We start from the raw sequence: 20,785 nt of genomic DNA on the forward strand, positions 1-20,785 counted from the left end.
ATCAGACTCCACAACATGAGGACAATTTTCTACATAGTGCAGAAGGAGTTTATCCAGGTTTTCCGTAACAGAATGATGGTGCCCATTATATTTTTTATGCCTGTAATACAGTTACTTATATTATCATTTGCAGTAACTTATGAGATAAAGGAAATCAGATTGTACATTACTGATAATGATAAAAGCGTTGCTTCCAGAAACCTTTTACAGCACTTCAGATCATCCCCGTTTTACGAGATCGCAGGAGAAAGCAGCAATGCAGGAGAGGGCATGGAAAACATCAGGAAAGGCAAAGTACATCAAATGATATGTATCTTGCCGGGTTTTGAAAAGAACCTGGCAAAGGGGGGCCCTGCAAAGGTTCAGATCATCAATGATGCCATCAACGGAAGCGCTGCAGCCCTGATGAATGCTTACACTGTTTCCATCATTGGCAATTATAACCTCGGTATTATTGCCGAAACAGTTCGTCAAGCCCAGCCTTCCATTAAAATCAACTGGCTCTATTGGTTTAATCCGGAACTGGACTACAAAACCTATATGATCCCGGGAATTCTGGTATTGTTGGTTACGATTATCGGAATGTTTCTGGCCGGTATGAATGTAGTACGTGAAAAAGAGATAGGTACCATAGAACAGATCAATGTAACGCCCATAAAGAAATACCAGTTTATTGCCGGAAAACTGATTCCTTTCTGGATTATCGCCCTGTTTGATCTCGCGGCCGGTCTGCTTATGGCTCGCCTATTCTTCGATATTCCGATATTGGGTAATATTCTCCTCATATTTCTTGTTGCATCAGTTTACCTGATCGTGGTGATGGGCTTCGGACTTTTTATTTCAACCATCACCAATACACAGCAGCAATCCATGTTTCTGGCCTGGTTTTTCCTGGTAATTTTCATTCTAATGAGTGGTTTGTTCACACCGGTCGAAAGCATGCCTCAATGGGCCAAAAACATTAATGTAATCAATCCCATTGCATATTTCATCCGGATGATCCGGATGATTATGCTTAAAGGGTCTGGTCTTCACGACATTGTAAAGCCCCTAATTTACCTGGCCCTTTATGGCATTACCATCCTTTCACTGGCAGTCTGGCGCTACAGAAAGACCACCTGAGCAGGCGGCAGACAAATAAAAACTCCCGCCCCAAAATACCCGGATAGCAATTCCTGTAGCCATCCGGCCATTTCCAATAATCACTTATTGTGCTGCAAATGTGTATTTTGGCACGCATATTGTTAAACACGCTCCGTCCTGGATTCAGGATATGGTTACAAATGGCAGCCCATGGCATTGCCCTTACCGGAAAACCCATGCAGCTGCCTGGTATTCACCAAATTAACAATAATGCTTAAACGATTATCCTTTCAATACAGCACCATACTTATATTCCTGCTTATTCTGCTGATTCCACAGTCCTGCACTTTCCAGCGCAGGGGCTATTTCGCCGGTCCCGATGACATGGGCGGTTTGTTGCTCGATATCAAAAACCGCGGAAAACTGATTGCCCTTACCGATAATAACCCCTTCAACTACTTTACTGACCGCGGTGAAGAAAGGGGTTACCAATATGAAATGCTGAAGAGTTTTGCATCCTATCTGGGTGTCGAACTTGAACTTATTGTAGAGCCCGATCCCCACAAGGCCCTGCTCTGCCTCAAACAGCGCGAAGTTGACCTGATTGCAATGGAGTTGCCGCTTACAGCAGTCTCCAGAAGCAATGTCGTGTTTACCAAACCCCTCTTTACCTCCCGTCAGGTGCTGGTGCAGCGCAAACCTGACAATTGGCGCAGGATGCCTACCATGCGCAGGGTTGAAACCGGACTGATCAGAGATATTGCCGGGCTGAGTGGAAAAACCATTGTGTTACCTGCCGGAAAATACAAACAATTTTACCTCAGCGACATACAACATGCCACTGGTTACAGTACAGATATTACAGGCATCGAAAAGACCACCACCACCGATCTGATCGAGGCGGTGGCCCTGAAAGAGGCCGGATATACAATTGCCTTTGAACACACCGCCAGGGCCATGGCTCAAATCTATCATGATCTGGATGTCAGCACCCCCGTCAGCCCGGATTTGGATATTTCGTGGACCGTGCGTAAGGGAGCCGTTAACCTGCTGGTTACCATTAATCAGTGGATTGAAGAGCGCTCGGGTAGCCGCGAATTTGCATATACTTACTCAAAATACTACAAGAATGCACGGCAGGCAAGGCTTGCGCTTGGTCACTCGGTTAAGAGACATTCCATCTCAGAATATGACGACCTACTGCGTGAAACCAGCCGGATCATTAACTGGGACTGGAGATTGGTAGCTGCACTGATCTACAAGGAATCGAAATTTCAGATGGATGCCGTTTCTCACCGTGGCGCATTTGGCCTGATGCAGTTGATGCCGCATACAGCCAAACGGTTTGGGGCGGACGAAAACTCCACCGCCGCCGAACAGGTTACCGCAGGGTTAAAACTGATAAAATACCTCGATAATGCTTTCCGCGAAAGGGTTCCCGATCCTGAAGAAAGAAAGAAATTTATCCTGGCAGCTTATAACATCGGCATCGCACATATATATGATGCTCAAAACCTGGCAGAAAAGCACGGGAAAAATCCTGCTGTATGGTACGACAATGTGGAATACTTCCTGCTCGCCAAGTCGCAGCCTGAGTATTACAATGACCCTGTTGTAAAATACGGAAAAGTTAAGGGAGTCGAAACCCAGCGTTTTGTGCGCGAAGTTCTTGAAAAATTCGATCAGTATAAAACACTGGCTGCACGCTGAGCCCGCCAAAGAAATTCAGCATCAGCCTCTGCCCAAAAGCAGGGGCTTTTTTATGCCCTTCCCTTTTCAATGTCGTTCTTAATCAGTCTGCAGGTTCGCATTATCGTATCCTCCAGAGGGGTATATTCAAATTTGAGGGTGCAGTGGAGCTTCTTTGAAGCATACTGATAATTACCCCTTGAGGTGCGTGCTGTTTCCCTGGTAATCAAAGGTTTCGCTCCGGTAAGCTTGCCCCGTAGCCACTCAAACCTCCATACTATTTCCAACAAAAAAGAAGGTACCGGCCATTTTGGCTCCGGTTTTCCAAATCCCCGCGCAATCATTGAAAACACCTCTTTGTAACTGAAATCACCGGCCGAGACAACAAAACGTTCGTTTTTTACCTGACTCTCCATCAGGCCGGTCATGGCACGTACCACATCCTCTACCCCGACAAATCCGTTGATACCCTGTCCGTAGAAAAGCGAATTACTGTAAATGGTTGTAAACATCTTGGTGCTTCCCTTTTCGGGATGACCATAACCCAAAATAATCGAAGGATTGACGATTACGGCGTTCAGGCCTTCGGCAGTCCCCCGCCAGACCTCACGCTCGGCCATATACTTGCTGAGCGAATATTTTGAATTGTATTTCCCTGTTTTAAACTGAGATTTTTCATCAATCACAGGGCTGTTCTCAGTTCTTCCCAAAGCCGCAATGGAACTGACATGGCATAATTTCTCCACCCCGGCTTCCAGGGCTGCATTGACCACATTGGCAGTGCCTTCCACATTGATTTTCATCATCTGCGCGTGGTCGCGGGGGTCAAAAGAGACTATGGCTGCACAGTGGTAAACCTTATTTACCCCCTCCATCGCTTTTTCTATGGCAAGAACATCCAGGACATCACCTTCCACCCATTCTACCTTTGCCAGCATGGCGCCGGCATCCGCACCCAGGCTTTCAAAGATCCGGCGTGTGCGGTTCAGACTGTTCTGATTAAACAACAATGCCCTTACAGGCTCATCTTTCTGTAATAAATTGTAAAGCAGGTAAGAACCTACAAGGCCAGTGGCTCCGGTGACAAGTATCATACTGCAAAGCTAAGAAAATACACTCTTCGAATGTTTTTACCGGATTAACACATACGCATTCAGGAATTAACCATACGATCGGTTGATTTGGGTCAACACAGCAGGAAGAATCCGACTTCAGTACGTTATTGTCAATTGACAGGATAAGCGTAAATTTGCAAAAAAAGGAATAGATGAATTTTGTTGAAGAATTGCAGTGGCGCGGAATGATTCATACCGTAATGCCGGGGACAGAGGAATTGCTTAATAAAGAGATGATTTCGGCATATGTGGGGATTGATCCTACAGCCGATTCGCTGCATATCGGCCATCTGGTGGGTGTAATGATGCTGAAGCATCTGCAGCGCAGCGGGCATAAACCCATCGTGCTGGTGGGCGGAGCTACGGGGATGATCGGCGATCCTTCAGGAAAATCGGAGGAACGCAACCTGCTGGACGAAGAAACTTTAAGACATAACCAGGACTGCCTGAAAAAACAGCTCAGAAAGCTGCTCGACTTTGATACCGATGCTCCGAACCGGGCAGAGATGGTAAACAATTACGACTGGATGAAGGACTTTTCCTTTCTCAGTTTTATCCGCGATGTCGGCAAGCACATCACAGTTAACTACATGATGGCGAAGGACTCGGTAAAAAAACGCCTTACGGGCGAAGCCGGTGAAGGGATGTCGTTTACCGAATTTACCTACCAGCTGGTGCAGGGTTATGATTTTCTGCATCTATACCAGCACAACAACTGTAAATTGCAGATGGGCGGCTCAGACCAGTGGGGAAACATCACCACCGGTACCGAGCTGATCCGGCGTAAGACCGGAGGGGAAGCCTTTGCACTTACCTGCCCGCTGATTACCAAAGCCGATGGCGGCAAATTCGGGAAAACGGAAACGGGCAATGTCTGGCTCGACCCGGCCAGAACTTCACCGTACAGGTTTTACCAGTTCTGGCTCAACACCTCCGATGCCGATGCCGAGAAATACATCCGGATTTTCACCCTTTATGGGAAAGAGGAAATTGATGCGATGATTGCCGAACATCAGGCAGCTCCTCATCTCAGAATCCTGCAGAAGGCGCTGGCGAAGGATATCACCATACGCATCCACTCCGAAGCCGATTACGTCTCGGCCGTGGAAGCCTCCGAAATCCTCTTTGGCAAAGGAACCGCCGAAGCCCTGCACCGCCTGGATGAAGAAACCCTTATTTCGGTTTTTGAGGGCGTACCCCAATACGAAATAAGCACCGCCGACCTGTCAGCAGGAATCGGCATTGTTGACCTGGTTGCCGATAAAACCACGATCTTCCCCTCAAAAGGCGAAGCCCGCCGCATGCTGAAAGACGGAGGCGTACAGGTAAACAAAACCAAAGTGGGTGAAGAGTTTATCGCGGATGCCTCGCAGTTGCTAAGCGGCAAATACCTGCTGGTGCAGAAGGGGAAAAAGAATTACTATTTGCTGATAGTGAAATAATTGCGGATTGCTGATTATTAACTGGTTGGCGTTACAATCAAAACCTCCCGCCCCAGGTCCTATGCCTTAAGGTTGAGGTTAAGGAATTTTTATTAATCAGAAATTCTATAATCCAGCACCTTCCTTGTCAGCAGGAAATCTGATAGTCCGCAACCGACCGAAGTGAGCTCACCGAAGGTAATCTGCAATATCTTCCCCTTGTCTCCCCGTCTCCTTGTCCCCTTCAGGTCTGTCGTAAAAGACCCGCGCAACGACGCCAGGACGCAAAGATTGTTTTTACATCTTCCTCTCACTTTCATCTTCTCTCGCTCTCCCGTTCACCCCGTCTCCTTGTCCCCTTGTCACTCTCTGGAGAGTTTTCCTTTTCAGTGAGCAGGCCGTCCCTCGCCCCTCCTTCAGCGTCCCTCGTCCCGGTCCCTGAGCGGAGTCGAAGGGCCCCTCCATCAGCGTCCCATGTCCCTCCTATCCAAGCAATTGCTCAATCGCCTTCGGGTAGTACTCGTATTCAAGCTGATGCACCCTTTCGGCCAGGGCTTCAGGTGTATCGCCGGGCAGCACCGGACATTTTACCTGCAGCAGGATTTTACCGCGGTCATAAACCTCGTCGATCAGATGAATGGTGATTCCCGATTCTTTTTCGCCGGCTTCAATTACCGCTTCATGCACGGCCATTCCATACATCCCCTTACCCCCGAATTTCGGCAGCAGGGCCGGATGAATATTTACTATTCTCCCTGAAAAGGCACGGGTAAGATTGCCCGGAACCAGCCACAGGAAACCGGCCAATACGATAAGATCGGTTTTTCGGATACGTAGGTCCCGCAACACCGCATCCCCCGCATAAAACATTTCCCGGTCGAACAAGACCAGCGGAATATTCAGCCTTTTAGCACGTTGAATCACAATTGCTTTGGGATTGTTTGTGTAAAAAGCTTCTACCCTGGCTTTGGAACTGTTTTCAAAGTAACCGGCTATGTTTTCGGCATTGCTGCCGCTGCCTGATGCAAAAATGGCGATACGTTTCATTCGCAGGAATTTATGCTGCAAAGTTAAGGAGAATTGATGGGTTGAACAGTGGATGTTATTTTTATGCAATGGCTGTAACAACATCCTGTTTTAATTCGCCCCCCTTAAGTTGGTTAAAGTTAATCCGTATCTTGTAATTTGCATTGAACCGGAAATCTTAACAAACCCCGGTTCAGGAGACACCCGCTGAAACTTTACGGAATTTCAGCATTCAATTTGTGTACCGGCAGTAAAACTGGTTTGAAACCTATGTTTTTTTCATAAGCAGGCAACCCATGCGCTATTTTTGTGTCTGCATATTCATAAGGGAATGAATGCGGAGCGATGATAAATTAATAAAAGACTGTTTATCAGGCAATAAGCAGGCGCAATATGAGTTGTACCAACGATTTTCGGGGGTACTGTTCGGCATTTGCCTGCGTTATGCCCGCAACCGTGCCGAAGCAGAAGACCTTTTGCAGGAAGCTTTTATTAAAATTTTCAGCCGACTTGACTCCTTTGGTTTCAAAGGTTCTTTTGAAGGATGGCTCAGGCGGCTGGTTGTTAACTTAGCCATCAACTTCCGGCGCGATTACCTTAAGCAGTTTTTTGTCAGCACGGAGGCCGGTCTGAATGATGCCGAAGCTGCTGAGGAATCAGATTCGTCAGATATGACTTATATTCCATGGCAGAAACTGCTGCAAATGATACAGTCATTGCCCGATGGTTACCGAATGGTTTTCAATATGTATGTGTTTGAAAACCTGTCGCACCAGCAAATTGCCGAACTGCTTGAAATCAGTGAAAACACCTCCAAAACACAACTGATGAAAGCCCGGAAGAGACTTAGATTAATGGTTGAGGCCGAGCTGGCCAAGAATAAGATAAGCGTAAAGTCATGAAAGACGAACGGAACAAGATTGATGAACTTTTCAGGGAGGGACTGGGCGGATTAAACCAGGCTCCTCCGCCAGACGTATGGGAGCGGATTGATGTCAATCTGCCATCTGTCCGCCCGGCACCTGAAGCACTGCTGATACCCGGGCGCCTGGTAAAAGCAGGAGCTGCCGCTGCAATTATAGCCGGAGCTTTAATCCTGTGGTTTATCCTGGGTAAAAGCAACCATGAATCAGGACAAACAGAAAGCATTCCTGTTCAGGAGCAATCTTCCGGAACGACTTCAACGACATCCGGACAAAAACCCGGTTTAAATCCTGATCAAACTGGTACGGTGGCTGAACCATTTATCGAATCCACTCACAAAAACGATCGCACAAATGATATTGATGAAAAAGCCGCTAAAGCATCTGATAAAAATCACGATACACGGCTCCACAGTAAAACAGCCCCAGGGGAAATAAAACCACTTTCGGGTGCCGCAGATTTAACCAATAACAATTATCCTGATCCCGGCGCAGAAAAACAGATCACTTACCAAACCGGCCTGGCCGGTTTGCGCCTCGATTTTACCAACTGGCTGATTACTTTACCTGCCGGTCAGATTTATCAGGAGAATTTCTCATCTTTTAATGCGGGTCTCAGAAAAACCCGAAATCCATTGGCGCCAAAGCTTGGCACTATTCCGCTGATTGGAGGAGTTTACGCATCCCGGGATATAATTTATTATGGCAAGGGCCACCACAAGCAAAGCAGGGCTGCAGGACTCAGCCTTTCTACTTTCAAAGGCCCATGGGAGTTTGAAACAGGAGTTGCCTTCAACATCAGTGACGATAACGGAAAGTTTGATGTTAATTTCAGTTCATTTGACAGCATCGGATACTATAACAAAGTGGTTTCATTCAGTCCTGATCCCCAAATCCCGGGCAGGGTGATTTTCAATACGGTTATGGAAGGCGTGTACGACTCGGTAGGTCATAATATTGAAGCCCAGACCGTAAACAGGTATACCTATCTGCAAATTCCATTAATGGCCGGTTACCGGATTTATGCTGACCGCCTGTTCACCATCAGCCTGAAAGCCGGGCCTGTTTTTTCGGTTTTACTCGCCTCGGATGAACCACCGGTTACTTTCAGCCGTGAAGGCGCCATTCTGCAGTCTATTGACAACCAGACACCTGTCAGGGCTTCAACCAACTGGCAAATTGCTGCGGCACTGGGAGCGGGTATGCATATTTCCCGTTGTTTAACCCTGCAATTTGAACCGACTTATCGGTCTTATCTGCGACCGGTTTATCAGCATCACCGGAGCAGCCCATACAGCATTGGTCTGAAAGCCGGACTTTTGTACAGATTTTAAAATCAACTTATTATGAAATCACGTGTTTTGCTGATTATATCACTCCTTTTGATGGTTTCTTCAACTATACGGGCACAGATACCGGTGGAGGTTTCAGGCTACATTACCTCGCTTGAAACAGGCTTCGCAGTGACCGATAAAGAAGTCAGCATTCTGCCCTCTTCCGGGCAGACTCCAATGACTGCCATCACAAATAATAACGGATATTATTCTATCCTGTTAGATATGCTGTCCATTGATTCAAGTGCGACAATAACCGTTTCAGTAACAGATTGCCTGCAGGAGCATGTAACCCGGACATTCCCGGTATTCAATGCTACACAGATTCAGGCTGACTTTCAAATTTGCACTTCTTTTCCGGGCTGCCAGGCTGCATTTATATTTCAGTACCAACCGGCAAATCCCCTTTATATCACATTTTCGAATCTCAGCTCCCCTGTCTCCTATTCCACCCGCTGGCTCTGGGACTTCGGCGATGGTGAAACATCCGCTGACTTTGAGCCGGTTCATCTTTACGCCCAACCGGGAATTTACACTGTGTGCCTTACCATGCTTGATTCCATGGCAGGATGCGCGAGTGTATTCTGCCTCAATGTGTGGGCGGGTGGTAATCAGGGTGACTGCCAGGCAATGTTCGCCTGGTTGCCACAGGAATTGACGGTTTCTTTTTCTGATCTTTCAACCGGAAATCCAAACTCATGGTTCTGGGATTTCGGGGATGGAACTTCATCCGTTGAACAAAATCCGGTCCATAGCTGGAGCGCGCCCGGTACTTTCCAGATTTGCCTGACTATTTCAAATGATTCAACCCAGTGCCAGGATACCTATTGCGACTATATTACGATTGGCGATACCCTGCCAACCTGCCACGCTGATTTTTCCTATGAACAAACAGCGGGACTGACATACACCTTTACCAACCTTTCTACAGGTCCGTTCACTGAAGTGATCTGGGACTTTGGGGACGGTAGTCCCTTTTCGCACGAATACCATGCAGTGCACACCTGGCAGCAACCCGGCATCTACACTGTTTGCATAACGATCTTCAGTAATTATACCGGTTGCAGCGATGTGTTCTGCACCAATATAACCGTCGGGGATACCCTCCCGGCCTGCCAGGCCGCTTTTACGGCCCTGGCCGATTCAATCCCAGGAAACATCAATCATTACTGGTTTATTGATGAATCACAGGGAACAAATATCACCAGCTGGTTCTGGGATTTCGGCGATGGTGCGGTTTCATTTGTACAGCATCCCGGGCACACTTATACTGAAAGCGGAACATATAATGTGTGTTTAACCATCAGCGGGCAGGGAAATTCCGGGTACTGCTCCCATAACATTTGTCAGACAATTACCACTCCCGCATACAGCAATCTGGGTGGTCAGATTTTCGCCGGTAATTTCCCGATCAACAATCCGGATTTTATGAACGACACTGCTAAGGTTACTCTTTTCAGAAAAACCGGCAGTAAACTCACTGAAGTAGCTTCAGGCCTCTTCTATGAATACGGCTACTTTTACTTCCTTGACGTTATGGAAGGCAATTATGTGATCCATGCTGAATTGGTTGAAGGCTCTCCCTCCTATATGTCATACATCCCGGCTTACAGCGGTTCAACTTATTCGTGGCAATCGGCCCAACCCGTCACATTGCAGGGCAATGATGTATTTGACGCCAATATTTTTATGCAGGATATGACGAGTATGCCGGAATCCGGGCCCGGAACTATTTCAGGCAATCTGGTAAGCCTTGACAATTCCCCATTTGATATGGCAGGAAATATTGTTTTTCTGTTTCATGATGACCTGATTGTGAATTATGTCCATACTGACGATGACGGAAATTTCGGGTTTACCGGCCTTCCCATAGATACATATAGTGTAAAAGCCGAGATTGCCGGAAAATTCAGTAATACCGTTGAAGTAATTCTTTCGGAATATCAGCATCAATCCCTTGACATTCAACTGGAAATATCGGCTTCGGGTATTTTTGGGATGAATAATCCTGAAGTGACGGACCGGCCCGAAATCAGACTTTACCCCAACCCTGCTGATGAGTTTCTGAATATTGGAACGAATTCGTCGCGCAACAGTGCAATGAAATGCGAAATAATTTCAGCAACGGGTTCTGTGCTTATACATCAGGATTTTGCTATTCCGGCGGGTGAACAAACCATTACGCTGGATCTTAAAAAGCTTACTCCCGGATTCTATTTAATTCATCTTAAAAGCCTTGATGGAACATTTTCGATTGTGAAAAAGTTTTTAAAAAAGCCTTAGCACAAAGCAACCTTTAACCGGATCCGGGGTCTTAAAAGAAAGCCGGATTTACTAACCCTATTTGTAATCCTTTACAACATGAAAAAAATCAAAAACCTGACTCTTTTGCTGCTCCTCTTTATGACGGGAATTGTGTATACCTATGGTCAGCAACCGTATATTGTCCTTTCGGGACATGTATTGAACCAACAGACCGGCGAACCGGTCGTCAATCAGTCTGTATTTGTATCGGTCGACAGTATGAATTATCCCGGGTACTTCAACGAAGTAATTACAGACGGAGCAGGTTATTATTCCGATAACCTGCCTTACTATTACGGTACTGAACCATTATCCGTCACTGTTTCCACCGCAGATTGTAATGGAATGATGTTTACCCAAAGTGCTGCCATCCTTCCAGGCATGCAGCAGATAATCCTGGATTTATACATCTGTGGCAATATGGGATCAGGTTGCACTGCCTTGTTCCGCTATATGCCGGGCTCAAACGATATGCTTACGGTCAGTTTTTTCGATGAAAGTTATCCGGCTCCGGGAGTCATAATCAACAGCTGGTTCTGGGATTTCGGCGACGGGAATACATCGTCAGCACAAAACCCGGTACATACCTATTCACAACCGGGTCTTTACAACGCCTGTCTCTACATCAGCAGCAACGACAGTTCATGCAACAGCAGCTTCTGTATGCCGGTTGATGCAGGATCGATCAACCCGGGTGGTTGTGAAAACTATTTCTGGTACTGGCCTGATTCATCAGGTACAGGATATACATTTGAAGGCTTTGTGATGAATGGTGAGGCTGAGTCCTATATCTGGGATTTCGGTGATGGCACAACCGCAAACGGACAGACTGTTTTCCATCAGTTTGCCGATACCAATATGGTCCATAATGTGTGTCTGACCACAACCAGCATCCTGAATGGAGATGTCTGCACCTCGGTTTCGTGCCAGGAAGTTTTTAGTTACTTCCCTTCATCCTGTGAAAGCTATTTCTGGTATTATCCCGATTCAACAGGCACGGGTTATACTTTCGAAGGCTATACCATGGGCAGCCAGGTTGAATCATGGACCTGGGATTTCGGCGACGGAACCACCGCAACTGGCCAATCTGTAACACATACGTTTGCCAACCCCAACGAAATCTACACCGTATGCCTCACCACTACCGGCACAGGCCCGGATAACGAGCCATGCACCTATACTTCCTGCCAGGAGGTCTTTATTTACCTCCCTTCACCCTGTGAAAGCTATTTCTGGTATTATCCCGATTCAACAGGCACGGGTTACACTTTCGAGGGCTATACCATGGGCAGCCAGGTTGAATCATGGACCTGGGATTTCGGCGACGGAACCACCGCAACTGGCCAATCTGTAACACATACATTTTCCAACCCCTATGAAATATACACCGTATGCCTCACCACTTCCGGCACAGGCCCTGATAATGAGCCATGCACCTATACTTCCTGCCAGGAGGTCTTTATTTACCTCCCTTCACCCTGCGAAAGCTATTTCTGGTATTATCCCGATTCAACAGGCACGGGATACACTTTCGAAGGCTGGGCAATGAACGGACAATCAAACAATCAGATTGAATCCTGGATCTGGGATTTCGGCGATGGAACTACCGCATCCGGACAGGTTGTTTCGTATAGCTTTTCGGACCCGTCGCAGGTTTACACGGTTTGCCTGACCACAACGGGCACGGGGCCTGATGGCGTAATGTGCAGTTACATATCCTGTCAGGAGGTTTTCTTTGAAATTCCGTCTCCGTGCGACAATTATTTTGAAGCGGTTACCAACGACGGGAACACTTACCTGTTCACCGGTCACCTGGTGAGTGGCGGACAGGCTGACTATTTCTGGGATTTCGGGGATGGTTCCACCGCAACCGGTCAGCAGGTCAGTCATACTTTCCAATTTGCATGGGGTATGGTATATAATGTATGCCTCACCACTGTTTCAGCTAACCCTGCCGACAGTTGCACGGGCGTTAGTTGTCAGACGATATTCCCAGGCGGCGGCGGAAACTGTGAAGCGGTGATGTCAGCAGTTCCCGATACGGCTGGATACACCTATTACTTTGCTGATTTGTCGCAGGGCAATCACTCATTCAGATTGTGGGATTTCGGAGATGGCCAGCAATCTTTTGAAGCCAATCCTGTGCATACTTATACAGCGCCAGGCATCTATTGGGCCTGCCTTACTATCAGTGACTCCCTGAACAACTGCTGGGATCAGACCTGTCAGGAGATTTGGGTGGATATTATTCAGCCGGGCTGCCAGGCTTCATTCTTTGCTTACCCGGCCGACTCAACGAATTCATCACTCACTTATCAGTTTATCAATACATCAGCACCGGGATTTACCAACCAGCAATGGTCGTTTGGCGACGGAACAGTTTCTGATGAATTCAGTCCTATACATACATACACCACTGGTGGTATTTATACAGCCTGTCTCACCATCTGGGATTCGACCAACCTTTGCCAAAGCTCATTCTGTATGGAGATTTTTGCAGGCAACTTTGCCGGTGAAAGTTCAATTTCAGGCAGCGTCATTGCCGGAAACGCACCCGCGCAATCAGGTGAAGTGTGGCTGATAGGCGCAACAAATTACTACTTCGCTCAATCACAAGTAGATAGCGGAGGTATCTATAACTTTGGCGGCGTCCCTGCCGGGTCATACTACATCTATGCCATGCTGACACCGGATGATCCAGCATTCTTTAACTATCTGCCAACTTATTACACAAGTTCACTCACCTGGCAGGGAGCAACCATAGTTACAACAGGCGAGCCCAACGGGTGGTATCCGGTCAACCTTGTTTCTGTAGCAAGTTGGGCACAAGGTACAGGAAGTATTTCCGGAACGATCAACTGGAGCGGTAATTTTAAATCAGGGGGTACCCCTGCCGCCAATGTTGAAATCGTTTTATTCAACAGCACAGGTTTGCCTGTTGCCTATACCTTCTCAAACAGCGACGGCACGTTTACTTTCAGCAATCTTCCTTTCGGTGAATATACCGTTCATGCTGAAATGGCCGGCAAAACCACCCAGGTTATGGTGGTAATGCTTTCGGATGAAACAGCTCAGGCAAGTGTAAACTTTGTGGTTTCAGCCAACGAAATCAGCGCCCTGGGACTCGATGAAAACAATCTTCTCAAATCCGGAACCGGAAATGTTTACCCCAACCCGGTTGGTGAAATGCTCTATCTTGATGTGAATGCCCCGGTAAGCGGAACTGTAATGATTTCAATTACAGACCTCCGGGGCAGAATAATTTACAACGAATCCTCTACTATGAGCGGAAATTTTAACCGGATCGCCATTAATAGCAGCGCCCTGGTTAAAGGTGTTTATGTAATTCAAATTAAATCAGAGGGATATCTGCCAGTTCAGCGAAAATTCATTAAACAATGATCTGACCATAGATGATTGATACCAAAAAAACCCCGGCGCAAAATTGTGCCGGGGTTTTGATTTCTTGTACAACGCAGTTTTATGATGAGGCTTTAAGCTTTCTGAACGCTTCTGTCATTTTTGGAAGCACCGTTTGCAGGTCGCCAACGATACCATAGTCGGCAGCGGAAAAAATGGGCGCTTCGGGGTCTTTGTTTACGGCAACAATTACCTTCGATGAACTGATGCCGGCCAGGTGCTGAATGGCTCCTGATATTCCGAGCGCAAAATAAAGATTGGGGGCAACCACTTTACCGGTTTGTCCCACATGCTCGTGATGCGGACGCCACCCCTCGTCGGAAACCGGCCTCGAACAGGCGGTAGCCGCACCCAGCACCCCTGCAAGTTCTTCCAGGGGTTTCCAGTTGTCGGCGCTGCGCATTCCACGGCCTCCGGATACCACCACATCGGCTTCGCTAAGGAGGATCTTTCCTGTCTGCACCTCGGTCGACAATACGCTAATTCCGCTTGTTACTGCCGATGCATCCATGGTTTCAACCGCAGCATTTCCTGCAAAAGGTTCGATCCCGGCAGTGTTCTGCGACAGGGTGATGACTTTAATATCGGAAGTAATCTCAGCCTGCATCAGCGACTTTCCCGAAAAGGCTTTTCGGTTCACCACAAAAGGCTGATATGAAACCGGCAATCCGTTCACAGCACTTACCAGTCCGGCATTCAGCCGCACGGCCACGCGGGGCGCAAGGGCTTTTCCGGTTACATTGTGGGCCATTACAACCAGTGTTGCCCCGCTGTTTTGAGCAGCAGAGGCAATCAGTGATGCATAAGCCTTATCATCAAGCGGAGCATCGGTTTCTGCCGAAAGTATTTTTCCGGCACCATAGGCTCCGAGGTTCTTCAATTCATCTTCAGCCACCCTGCCTATGGAAAGAAGGGTAAGACTGCCACCCAATCCGTTGGCCAAACGTTTGCCGTATGAAACAAGTTCGCAGGTGCTCTTCTTGAACTTGCCGTTCCAGTTTTCTATATAAACGAGTACTGACATATCGTATTGATTTAAAGTTGGTTAAATAACCCTTGCTTCGGTGTGCAGCAGGTGAACGAGTTCATCCATGTTTTCCGGGTCAATCATCTTGCAGGCCGATTTCTGCGGAGGCGCCTGGTAACCGACAACCTTACTGCCCGGAGCCGCAGCAGCTGCAGCCACCACTTTCAGGGGTTTGGTGCGGGCGGTCATAATTCCGCGCATCGAAGGGATTCTCGGGTTGATGGCAATTCCTTTCTGTACAATCAGAACTACCGGTGCTGAGGTTTCTATGCTCTGCTTGCCGCCGTCAATTTCGCGGGTTACTTTAACGCTGTTTCCTTCGAGGTTGAGCGAACTGACTGCTGAAACGGAATTGTAATCCAGCAGTTCGGCAAGCATTCCACCCACGGCCGATCCGTTGTAGTCGCTCGACTCAATGCCACAGAGGATTACATCAAAAGGTTCCCCTTTTACGGCATGTGCTAACTGAGTTGCAGTAAACAGCGAATCGCCGCCCGCAGCATCCACCCTGATGGCGTCGTCGGCACCGCAGGCCAGTGCTTTGCGCAGGGTAGGCTCGGCATCAGCGCCTCCGGCTGTTATTACGGTTATTTTCTGAACCAGTGCTGGATTGGCCTCTTTCAGCTCAATGGCACGGGTAAGGGCAAGTTCGTCCCAGGGATTGATGATCCACTGCACGCCCGAATAATCCACCGCTTTCATGTCCGCACTGTATTTGATGCGGGTGGTGGTGTCGGGAACATTGCTTATACAAACAAGGATGTTCATTGATTAGTTGATTAGTTGATTAGTTGATTTGAGGATAAATCCGAAATCCACAATCCGCAATCCGCAATCTAAAATTCACTGAGGACTTGCCGCGAAATGACGATTTGCTGTATTTCGGAGGTTCCTTCATAGATTTGTGTGAGTTTGGCTTCGCGCATCAGGCGTTCCACGTGGTATTCTTTCACGTATCCGTATCCGCCGTGAATCTGAACTGCCTCTGTGGTGACTTCCATAGCAATCTCGGCGGCATAGTATTTGGCCATGGCACTGGCATAGCCGTAAGGTTTTCCCTGATCCTTCAGCCAGGCAGCCTTCAGGCACAGGTTGCGGGCATTTTCGATCTTAACCGCCATATCTGCCAGCTTAAAGGCTACCGATTGATGGTTGGCAATTTCGGTTCCGAATGCTTTTCTTTCCTTGGAATATTTGACCGCCCTTTCAAACGCCCCTGAGGCGATGCCCAGGGCCTGGGCTGCAATGCCGATTCTGCCGCCCTCCAGGGTTTTCATGGCAAACTTGAACCCAAATCCATCTTCACCGATGCGGTTTTCTTTAGGTACTTTTACATCGTTAAACATCACCGAATGGGTGTCGGAGCTGCGCATGCCCATTTTGTCTTCATGCGGGCCAACACTGATGCCCGGTGAGTGGCGGTCAACGATCAGCACGTTGATTCCCTTGTGCCCCTTTTCGGGATGGGTTTGGGCAATCACTAAGTAAGTTCCGGCAGTATTTCCGTTAGTAATCCAGTTTTTGGTTCCGTTGAGCAGGTAATAATCCCCCTTGTCTTCGGCGGTGGTGCGCTGTGAAGTGGCATCCGATCCGGCTTCGGGTTCCGAAAGCAGGAATGCGCCGATTTTTTCGCCGCGTGCCAACGGTTTCAGGAATTTTTCCTTTTGCGCTTCGGTGCCGAATTTTTCAATTCCGTAACAAACCAGGGAGTTGTTCACCGACATGACTACGCTTACCGAAGAGTCAACCTTTGAAATTTCTTCCATGGCCAGCACATACGAAACGGTATCCATACCGCCTCCATCGTATTCCGGGTCCACCAGCATACCCATAAAACCCAGTTCCGACAGGGCTTTTACATGTTCGGTGGGATAAATGGCGTGGGTGTCGCGCTCAATCACGTCTTTAATCAGTTCGCGCTGGGCATAATCGCGGGCAGCCTGCTGAATCATCAACTGCTCTTCCGAAAATTCAAAATTCATAGCCGGGAAATTTGTTAATTTTTTGATAAAATACCTGAAATGCCTGATAAACAAGAAAACTAAACAATGTGTTCAGCCTTTTTCATGGTTTTATTGCATTTGGTCATGATATTCTATACCCTGATTTGCCGAAGAAAAAGGGCAGGCTTCTGCGGCCTTACTGCCGCTAAGGTAATCATATTTACCAATATAGATGTATTGTAAAGGGAATTTTTTGCAAACGATTGCGGGAAGGGGGGACGAGGGACGGCCCTTCGACTTGTTTCGGCTGCGCTCAACAACCGCCGCTCAGGGACCGAGACGAGGGGCGAGGGACGAGAGATTTCGGATTGCAGAGTGCGGAATGCGGATTAGGCTTCCCCAGCCAATGGTGGTGGGAATTCAGACAACCGTTTGATGTCTAATCCACTTTTTACTTTTGGAACTTTTTGAAGTCCATGTATTCAACAATATAAATATCTGTATATGTTGTATTTAGCTAACAGGATCAGCTTTATCATATTGCTTCATTCCACAGCGCGATGAAAATTCACACCTTGCACAGCGATACATTAACTAATTAACTAATTAACTAATCAACTAATCAACTAATCAAGTAATCAGCTAATCCTCTAATCCTCTAATCAGCTAATATTGTTATCTCCTCCTCTGAGTTACCGCAACCAGCAACAGCAGCACCAAGCCCAGCACCGAGCCACGGGCAATGTAATCGCCGTAGCGCACATAAAAGGTAATTTTATCATTGGCATTTATTTCCTGCCTGATTACTGCGGTTTCCCAGTAGGGGGTGGGTTGCATGATGTCGCCGCGCTGGTTTACAAAACATGAGATTCCTGTGTTGGCCGAGCGGGCCACGCTGCGCCGGGTTTCGATGGCCCTTACCGAAGAAAACAGCGCATGCTGCCGGTGCCCGGCGGTATTACCCCACCAGCCGTCGTTGGTAATCACAAAAATCATATTGGAGCCGTTGCGCACAAACCCGGCCACAAATTCCCCGTAAACCGATTCATAACAGATTACCGGGGAGATCTTTAAGGTGTCGTTGATGGTGAACGGGATTCTTTCGGGGTCGGTTCCGAGCTGACCGACCGTTCCGCCCAAATCAATGGCAAAATCGCCCAGCGGCTTCAGCAACCAGGGGAAAGGCATCAGCTCCACCCCGGGGGTAAGCTTCGATTTGTGGGTGCGCTGCAGGTCGGGATAGTTTCTGAAAAGGAATGCAGTGTTAAATGCATCGTAATATCCATCCCTGTTTTTAAATTTTCTGGCTGTAGGTGGAATCGCTTCTCCGGGCTCATAGGAGCGGTAGGTAGAGTATCCCACCACGATGCCAGCCAGAGGGAGTTCTTTCAGCAGCCCGTTGCGGAACATATTGATGGTGGGATGATTATCAAGATCGTTCTCCCAGATCATTAAACCCGACGACCAGTTGGGCTGAACCATGGATTCGGGAAAAACAACAAAATCGGTGAGGCTGTCGGCCTTGGTGAGCGCCAGTTTGGTAGCATGTTCTATAACTAAATCGGCCGGCAGCTCATATTGTTCTTCATACGGATCGATGTTGGGCTGAACCACCACCACATCAACAGGGGCTGTTTTCTCGCGGTAAGTGTAATACATCAGCAGCGAAACCGCCAGCGGCAGCGCCATCACCGCAACAGGCAGCCACAACTTCCGGAACGCAATCTTTAAAGATGTTCCATCAAGCCATGACTGTATGATTTTATAAATAAGAATATTGATTACGAGTACCCACAGGCTTCCGCCGAACATGCCGGTAAATTCGTACCACTGCATCCACGAAGGCCAGGCCGAAAAACCGTTTCCGAGACTCAGCCACGGCCAGTTAAGATCCCAGTGGTGGTGAAGGAATTCGAAGGAAATCCAGGCAAAAATTAATCCGAGGTATCCCTGCGAAGGATTTTTAAGCCGGCGGCGCATAAAATGGAACAGCCAGAAGGTAAGCGACATGAATACCGAGTTGATCAGCACAGCCATGGTTACCCCGAAGAAGGTGGAATTGTAAATCCACCAGGTGGTGAGGCCGTTCCAGATAATGAATGCAGGCCATACCCGGAAGAAAATCCCGAAAGAATGGTTGTTGCTTCTGTTCGACAGGAAATAACCCTCCATCAGCAGCAAGGGGACAAAAGCCACAAACAGCAGGGGCGGGAATCCATTGGCCGGCCAGGCCAGGGAGAATAACAATCCTGAAATCAGGGAATAAAATAAGAGAAACGGTGGCTTTTTCATGAATCGGGAATCTGTTCAGGCAAAATTATCAAACCCGGTGGAATAATCATCAAATGAATATTTACTCAGGTTGCTAAAGAAACAATTTTGCAGCTATTAGAAACCAAAAAACCGGTACAAAAGTTCCGTCAGAACCGCTGCTTCATAAAAATAAAAACTTTTTGACGGGGAACCGATTATTGTTAGCAAATTAACACAGAATTGGTAATTTTGCACAACTTTTAGTTGCAAGTATCGCATTATCAATATTTTTACATAACCAACCAACCATTAAACGGAGGATTACATGGCAATAACGAAACTGGACCAGATGTTTGAAGTCCTGAAGTCGAAAAGCAAAAAAAGGCTGGTAGCGGCCTATGCAAATGATTCACATACCATTGAGGCTGTGAGTGAGGCTGTTGACAAGGGCATTGTTGAAGGGACGCTTGTGGGAGATAAAGAAACCATGCTGCAGGTATGCGGGCAGTTAAATATAAATCCCGAAAAATTCCGCCTGGTGCACGAGCCCAACGAAGGAAAAGCTGCCGCCGTTGCCGTAAAGCTGATCAACGACGGGGAAGGTGAGCTGCTGATGAAAGGGTTGGTAAGCACCGACAAATACATGAAAGCCATTCTTAACAAAGAGAATGGACTGATGGATCCGGGCGCAATTCTCAGCCACGTTACCGTGATTGAGAACCCGAACTATGAGAAGCTAATGATTGTGGGCGACGTCGCCATTATCCCCCTGCCGGAGTTCAAGCAAAAAGTTGCCATCCTGAACTATCTGGTAAATACCGCCAAGGCGCTTGGCATTGAAAAGCCGAAAGTGGCCGTTATCAGCGCTTCGGAGCAGGTACTTCCGGGCATCCCTTCGTGTGCCGAAGCAGCGTTGCTGTCGAAGATGGCCGACCGTGGTCAGATCAGCGGTGCTTATGTGGATGGCCCGCTGGCGCTGGATGCAGCCATCGACAAGGAATCCGCGCAGATCAAGAAGCTCTCCGGGCCCGTTGCCGGGGACGCCGACTGCCTGCTTTTCCCCAATATTGAATCGGGAAATGTTTTCTATAAAGCCAATACCAAGCTTGCAAAGGCCGAACTGGGCGCATTTGTTGCCGGCGCCCGTGTCCCCTGCGTGTTGTCATCGCGCGGCGACAGCGCCCTTACAAAACTTTACAGCATTGCCCTGGCAGCGCTGATCGCGAAGTAAACCGCCTTAAATTATC

Annotated in this window: 14 protein-coding genes; 8 read left to right on the forward strand and 6 right to left on the reverse strand. The window is 47.9% G+C overall.

Translation table 11 applies throughout. From position 1 onward, the window contains the following. Positions 1-15 precede the first annotated feature (15 nt). Positions 16-1,122, forward strand: coding sequence for an ABC transporter permease (locus tag TBC1_RS11230; protein WP_062042276.1), 1,107 nt, complete (start codon positions 16-18; stop codon positions 1,120-1,122). A gap of 231 nt (positions 1,123-1,353) precedes the next feature. After that, positions 1,354-2,793, forward strand: a complete 1,440-nt coding sequence (locus TBC1_RS11235; protein WP_172668884.1) for an MltF family protein — start codon at positions 1,354-1,356, stop codon at positions 2,791-2,793. A gap of 50 nt (positions 2,794-2,843) precedes the next feature. Here TBC1_RS11235 and TBC1_RS11240 read toward each other — a convergent pair whose 3' ends face one another. Next, positions 2,844-3,866, reverse strand: a complete 1,023-nt coding sequence (locus TBC1_RS11240; protein WP_062042282.1) for an NAD-dependent epimerase/dehydratase family protein — start codon at positions 3,864-3,866, stop codon at positions 2,844-2,846. A 173-nt stretch (positions 3,867-4,039) separates the two neighbouring features. Between TBC1_RS11240 and tyrS the strand changes: the two genes are divergently transcribed. Continuing rightward, a complete protein-coding gene (gene tyrS / locus TBC1_RS11245) occupies positions 4,040-5,329 on the forward strand; it encodes a tyrosine--tRNA ligase (protein WP_062042285.1) in 1,290 nt (429 codons plus the stop codon). A gap of 462 nt (positions 5,330-5,791) precedes the next feature. Here the strand turns inward: tyrS and purN are convergent, their stop codons facing one another. Further along, positions 5,792-6,355, reverse strand: coding sequence for a phosphoribosylglycinamide formyltransferase (purN, locus tag TBC1_RS11250; RefSeq protein ID WP_062042288.1), 564 nt, complete (start codon positions 6,353-6,355; stop codon positions 5,792-5,794). A 377-nt stretch (positions 6,356-6,732) separates the two neighbouring features. Here purN and TBC1_RS11255 point away from each other — a divergent pair, with 377 nt between their 5' ends. The 4 genes from TBC1_RS11255 to TBC1_RS11270 all read left to right on the forward strand — a co-directional run bounded on the left by TBC1_RS11255 (position 6,733) and on the right by TBC1_RS11270 (position 14,297). Further along, positions 6,733-7,236, forward strand: a complete 504-nt coding sequence (locus TBC1_RS11255; protein ID WP_201781658.1) for an RNA polymerase sigma factor — start codon at positions 6,733-6,735, stop codon at positions 7,234-7,236. Continuing rightward, the gene (locus TBC1_RS11260) at positions 7,233-8,591 is read left to right on the forward strand and encodes an outer membrane beta-barrel protein (RefSeq protein ID WP_062042293.1); all 1,359 of its coding nucleotides are present in this window, start codon (positions 7,233-7,235) and stop codon (positions 8,589-8,591) included. Before TBC1_RS11255 ends, TBC1_RS11260 begins: the two co-directional genes overlap by 4 nt. A 12-nt stretch (positions 8,592-8,603) precedes the next feature. Next, on the forward strand, positions 8,604-10,874 hold the full coding sequence (locus TBC1_RS11265) for a T9SS type A sorting domain-containing protein (RefSeq protein ID WP_062042296.1): 2,271 nt from the start codon (positions 8,604-8,606) through the stop codon (positions 10,872-10,874). Between the two features lie 78 nt (positions 10,875-10,952). Beyond that, positions 10,953-14,297 (forward strand): PKD domain-containing protein, encoded by a 3,345-nt coding sequence (locus tag TBC1_RS11270; RefSeq protein WP_062042299.1) that lies wholly within the window; start codon positions 10,953-10,955, stop codon positions 14,295-14,297. A gap of 79 nt (positions 14,298-14,376) precedes the next feature. Here the strand turns inward: TBC1_RS11270 and TBC1_RS11275 are convergent, their stop codons facing one another. The 4 genes from TBC1_RS11275 to lnt all read right to left on the reverse strand — a co-directional run bounded on the left by TBC1_RS11275 (position 14,377) and on the right by lnt (position 19,577). Next, positions 14,377-15,339, reverse strand: coding sequence for an electron transfer flavoprotein subunit alpha/FixB family protein (locus tag TBC1_RS11275; RefSeq protein WP_062042302.1), 963 nt, complete (start codon positions 15,337-15,339; stop codon positions 14,377-14,379). Between the two features lie 21 nt (positions 15,340-15,360). Beyond that, the gene (locus TBC1_RS11280) at positions 15,361-16,110 is read right to left on the reverse strand and encodes an electron transfer flavoprotein subunit beta/FixA family protein (RefSeq protein WP_062042305.1); all 750 of its coding nucleotides are present in this window, start codon (positions 16,108-16,110) and stop codon (positions 15,361-15,363) included. A gap of 68 nt (positions 16,111-16,178) precedes the next feature. After that, entirely contained in the window at positions 16,179-17,324 is a 1,146-nt protein-coding gene (locus tag TBC1_RS11285; protein ID WP_062043030.1) for an acyl-CoA dehydrogenase family protein, read from the reverse strand. 636 nt (positions 17,325-17,960) lie between these two features. Then, positions 17,961-19,577: an apolipoprotein N-acyltransferase gene (gene lnt / locus TBC1_RS11290; protein WP_062042308.1), complete on the reverse strand. Its 1,617-nt coding sequence runs from the start codon at positions 19,575-19,577 to the stop codon at positions 17,961-17,963. A 286-nt stretch (positions 19,578-19,863) separates the two neighbouring features. Between lnt and TBC1_RS11295 the strand changes: the two genes are divergently transcribed. Continuing rightward, positions 19,864-20,769, forward strand: coding sequence for a phosphate acyltransferase (locus TBC1_RS11295; RefSeq protein ID WP_062042312.1), 906 nt, complete (start codon positions 19,864-19,866; stop codon positions 20,767-20,769). The last annotated feature ends 16 nt before the right edge of the window (positions 20,770-20,785 follow it).

Origin of the sequence: Lentimicrobium saccharophilum (assembly GCF_001192835.1) — a bacterium.
Lineage (GTDB): Bacteria > Bacteroidota > Bacteroidia > Bacteroidales > Lentimicrobiaceae > Lentimicrobium > Lentimicrobium saccharophilum.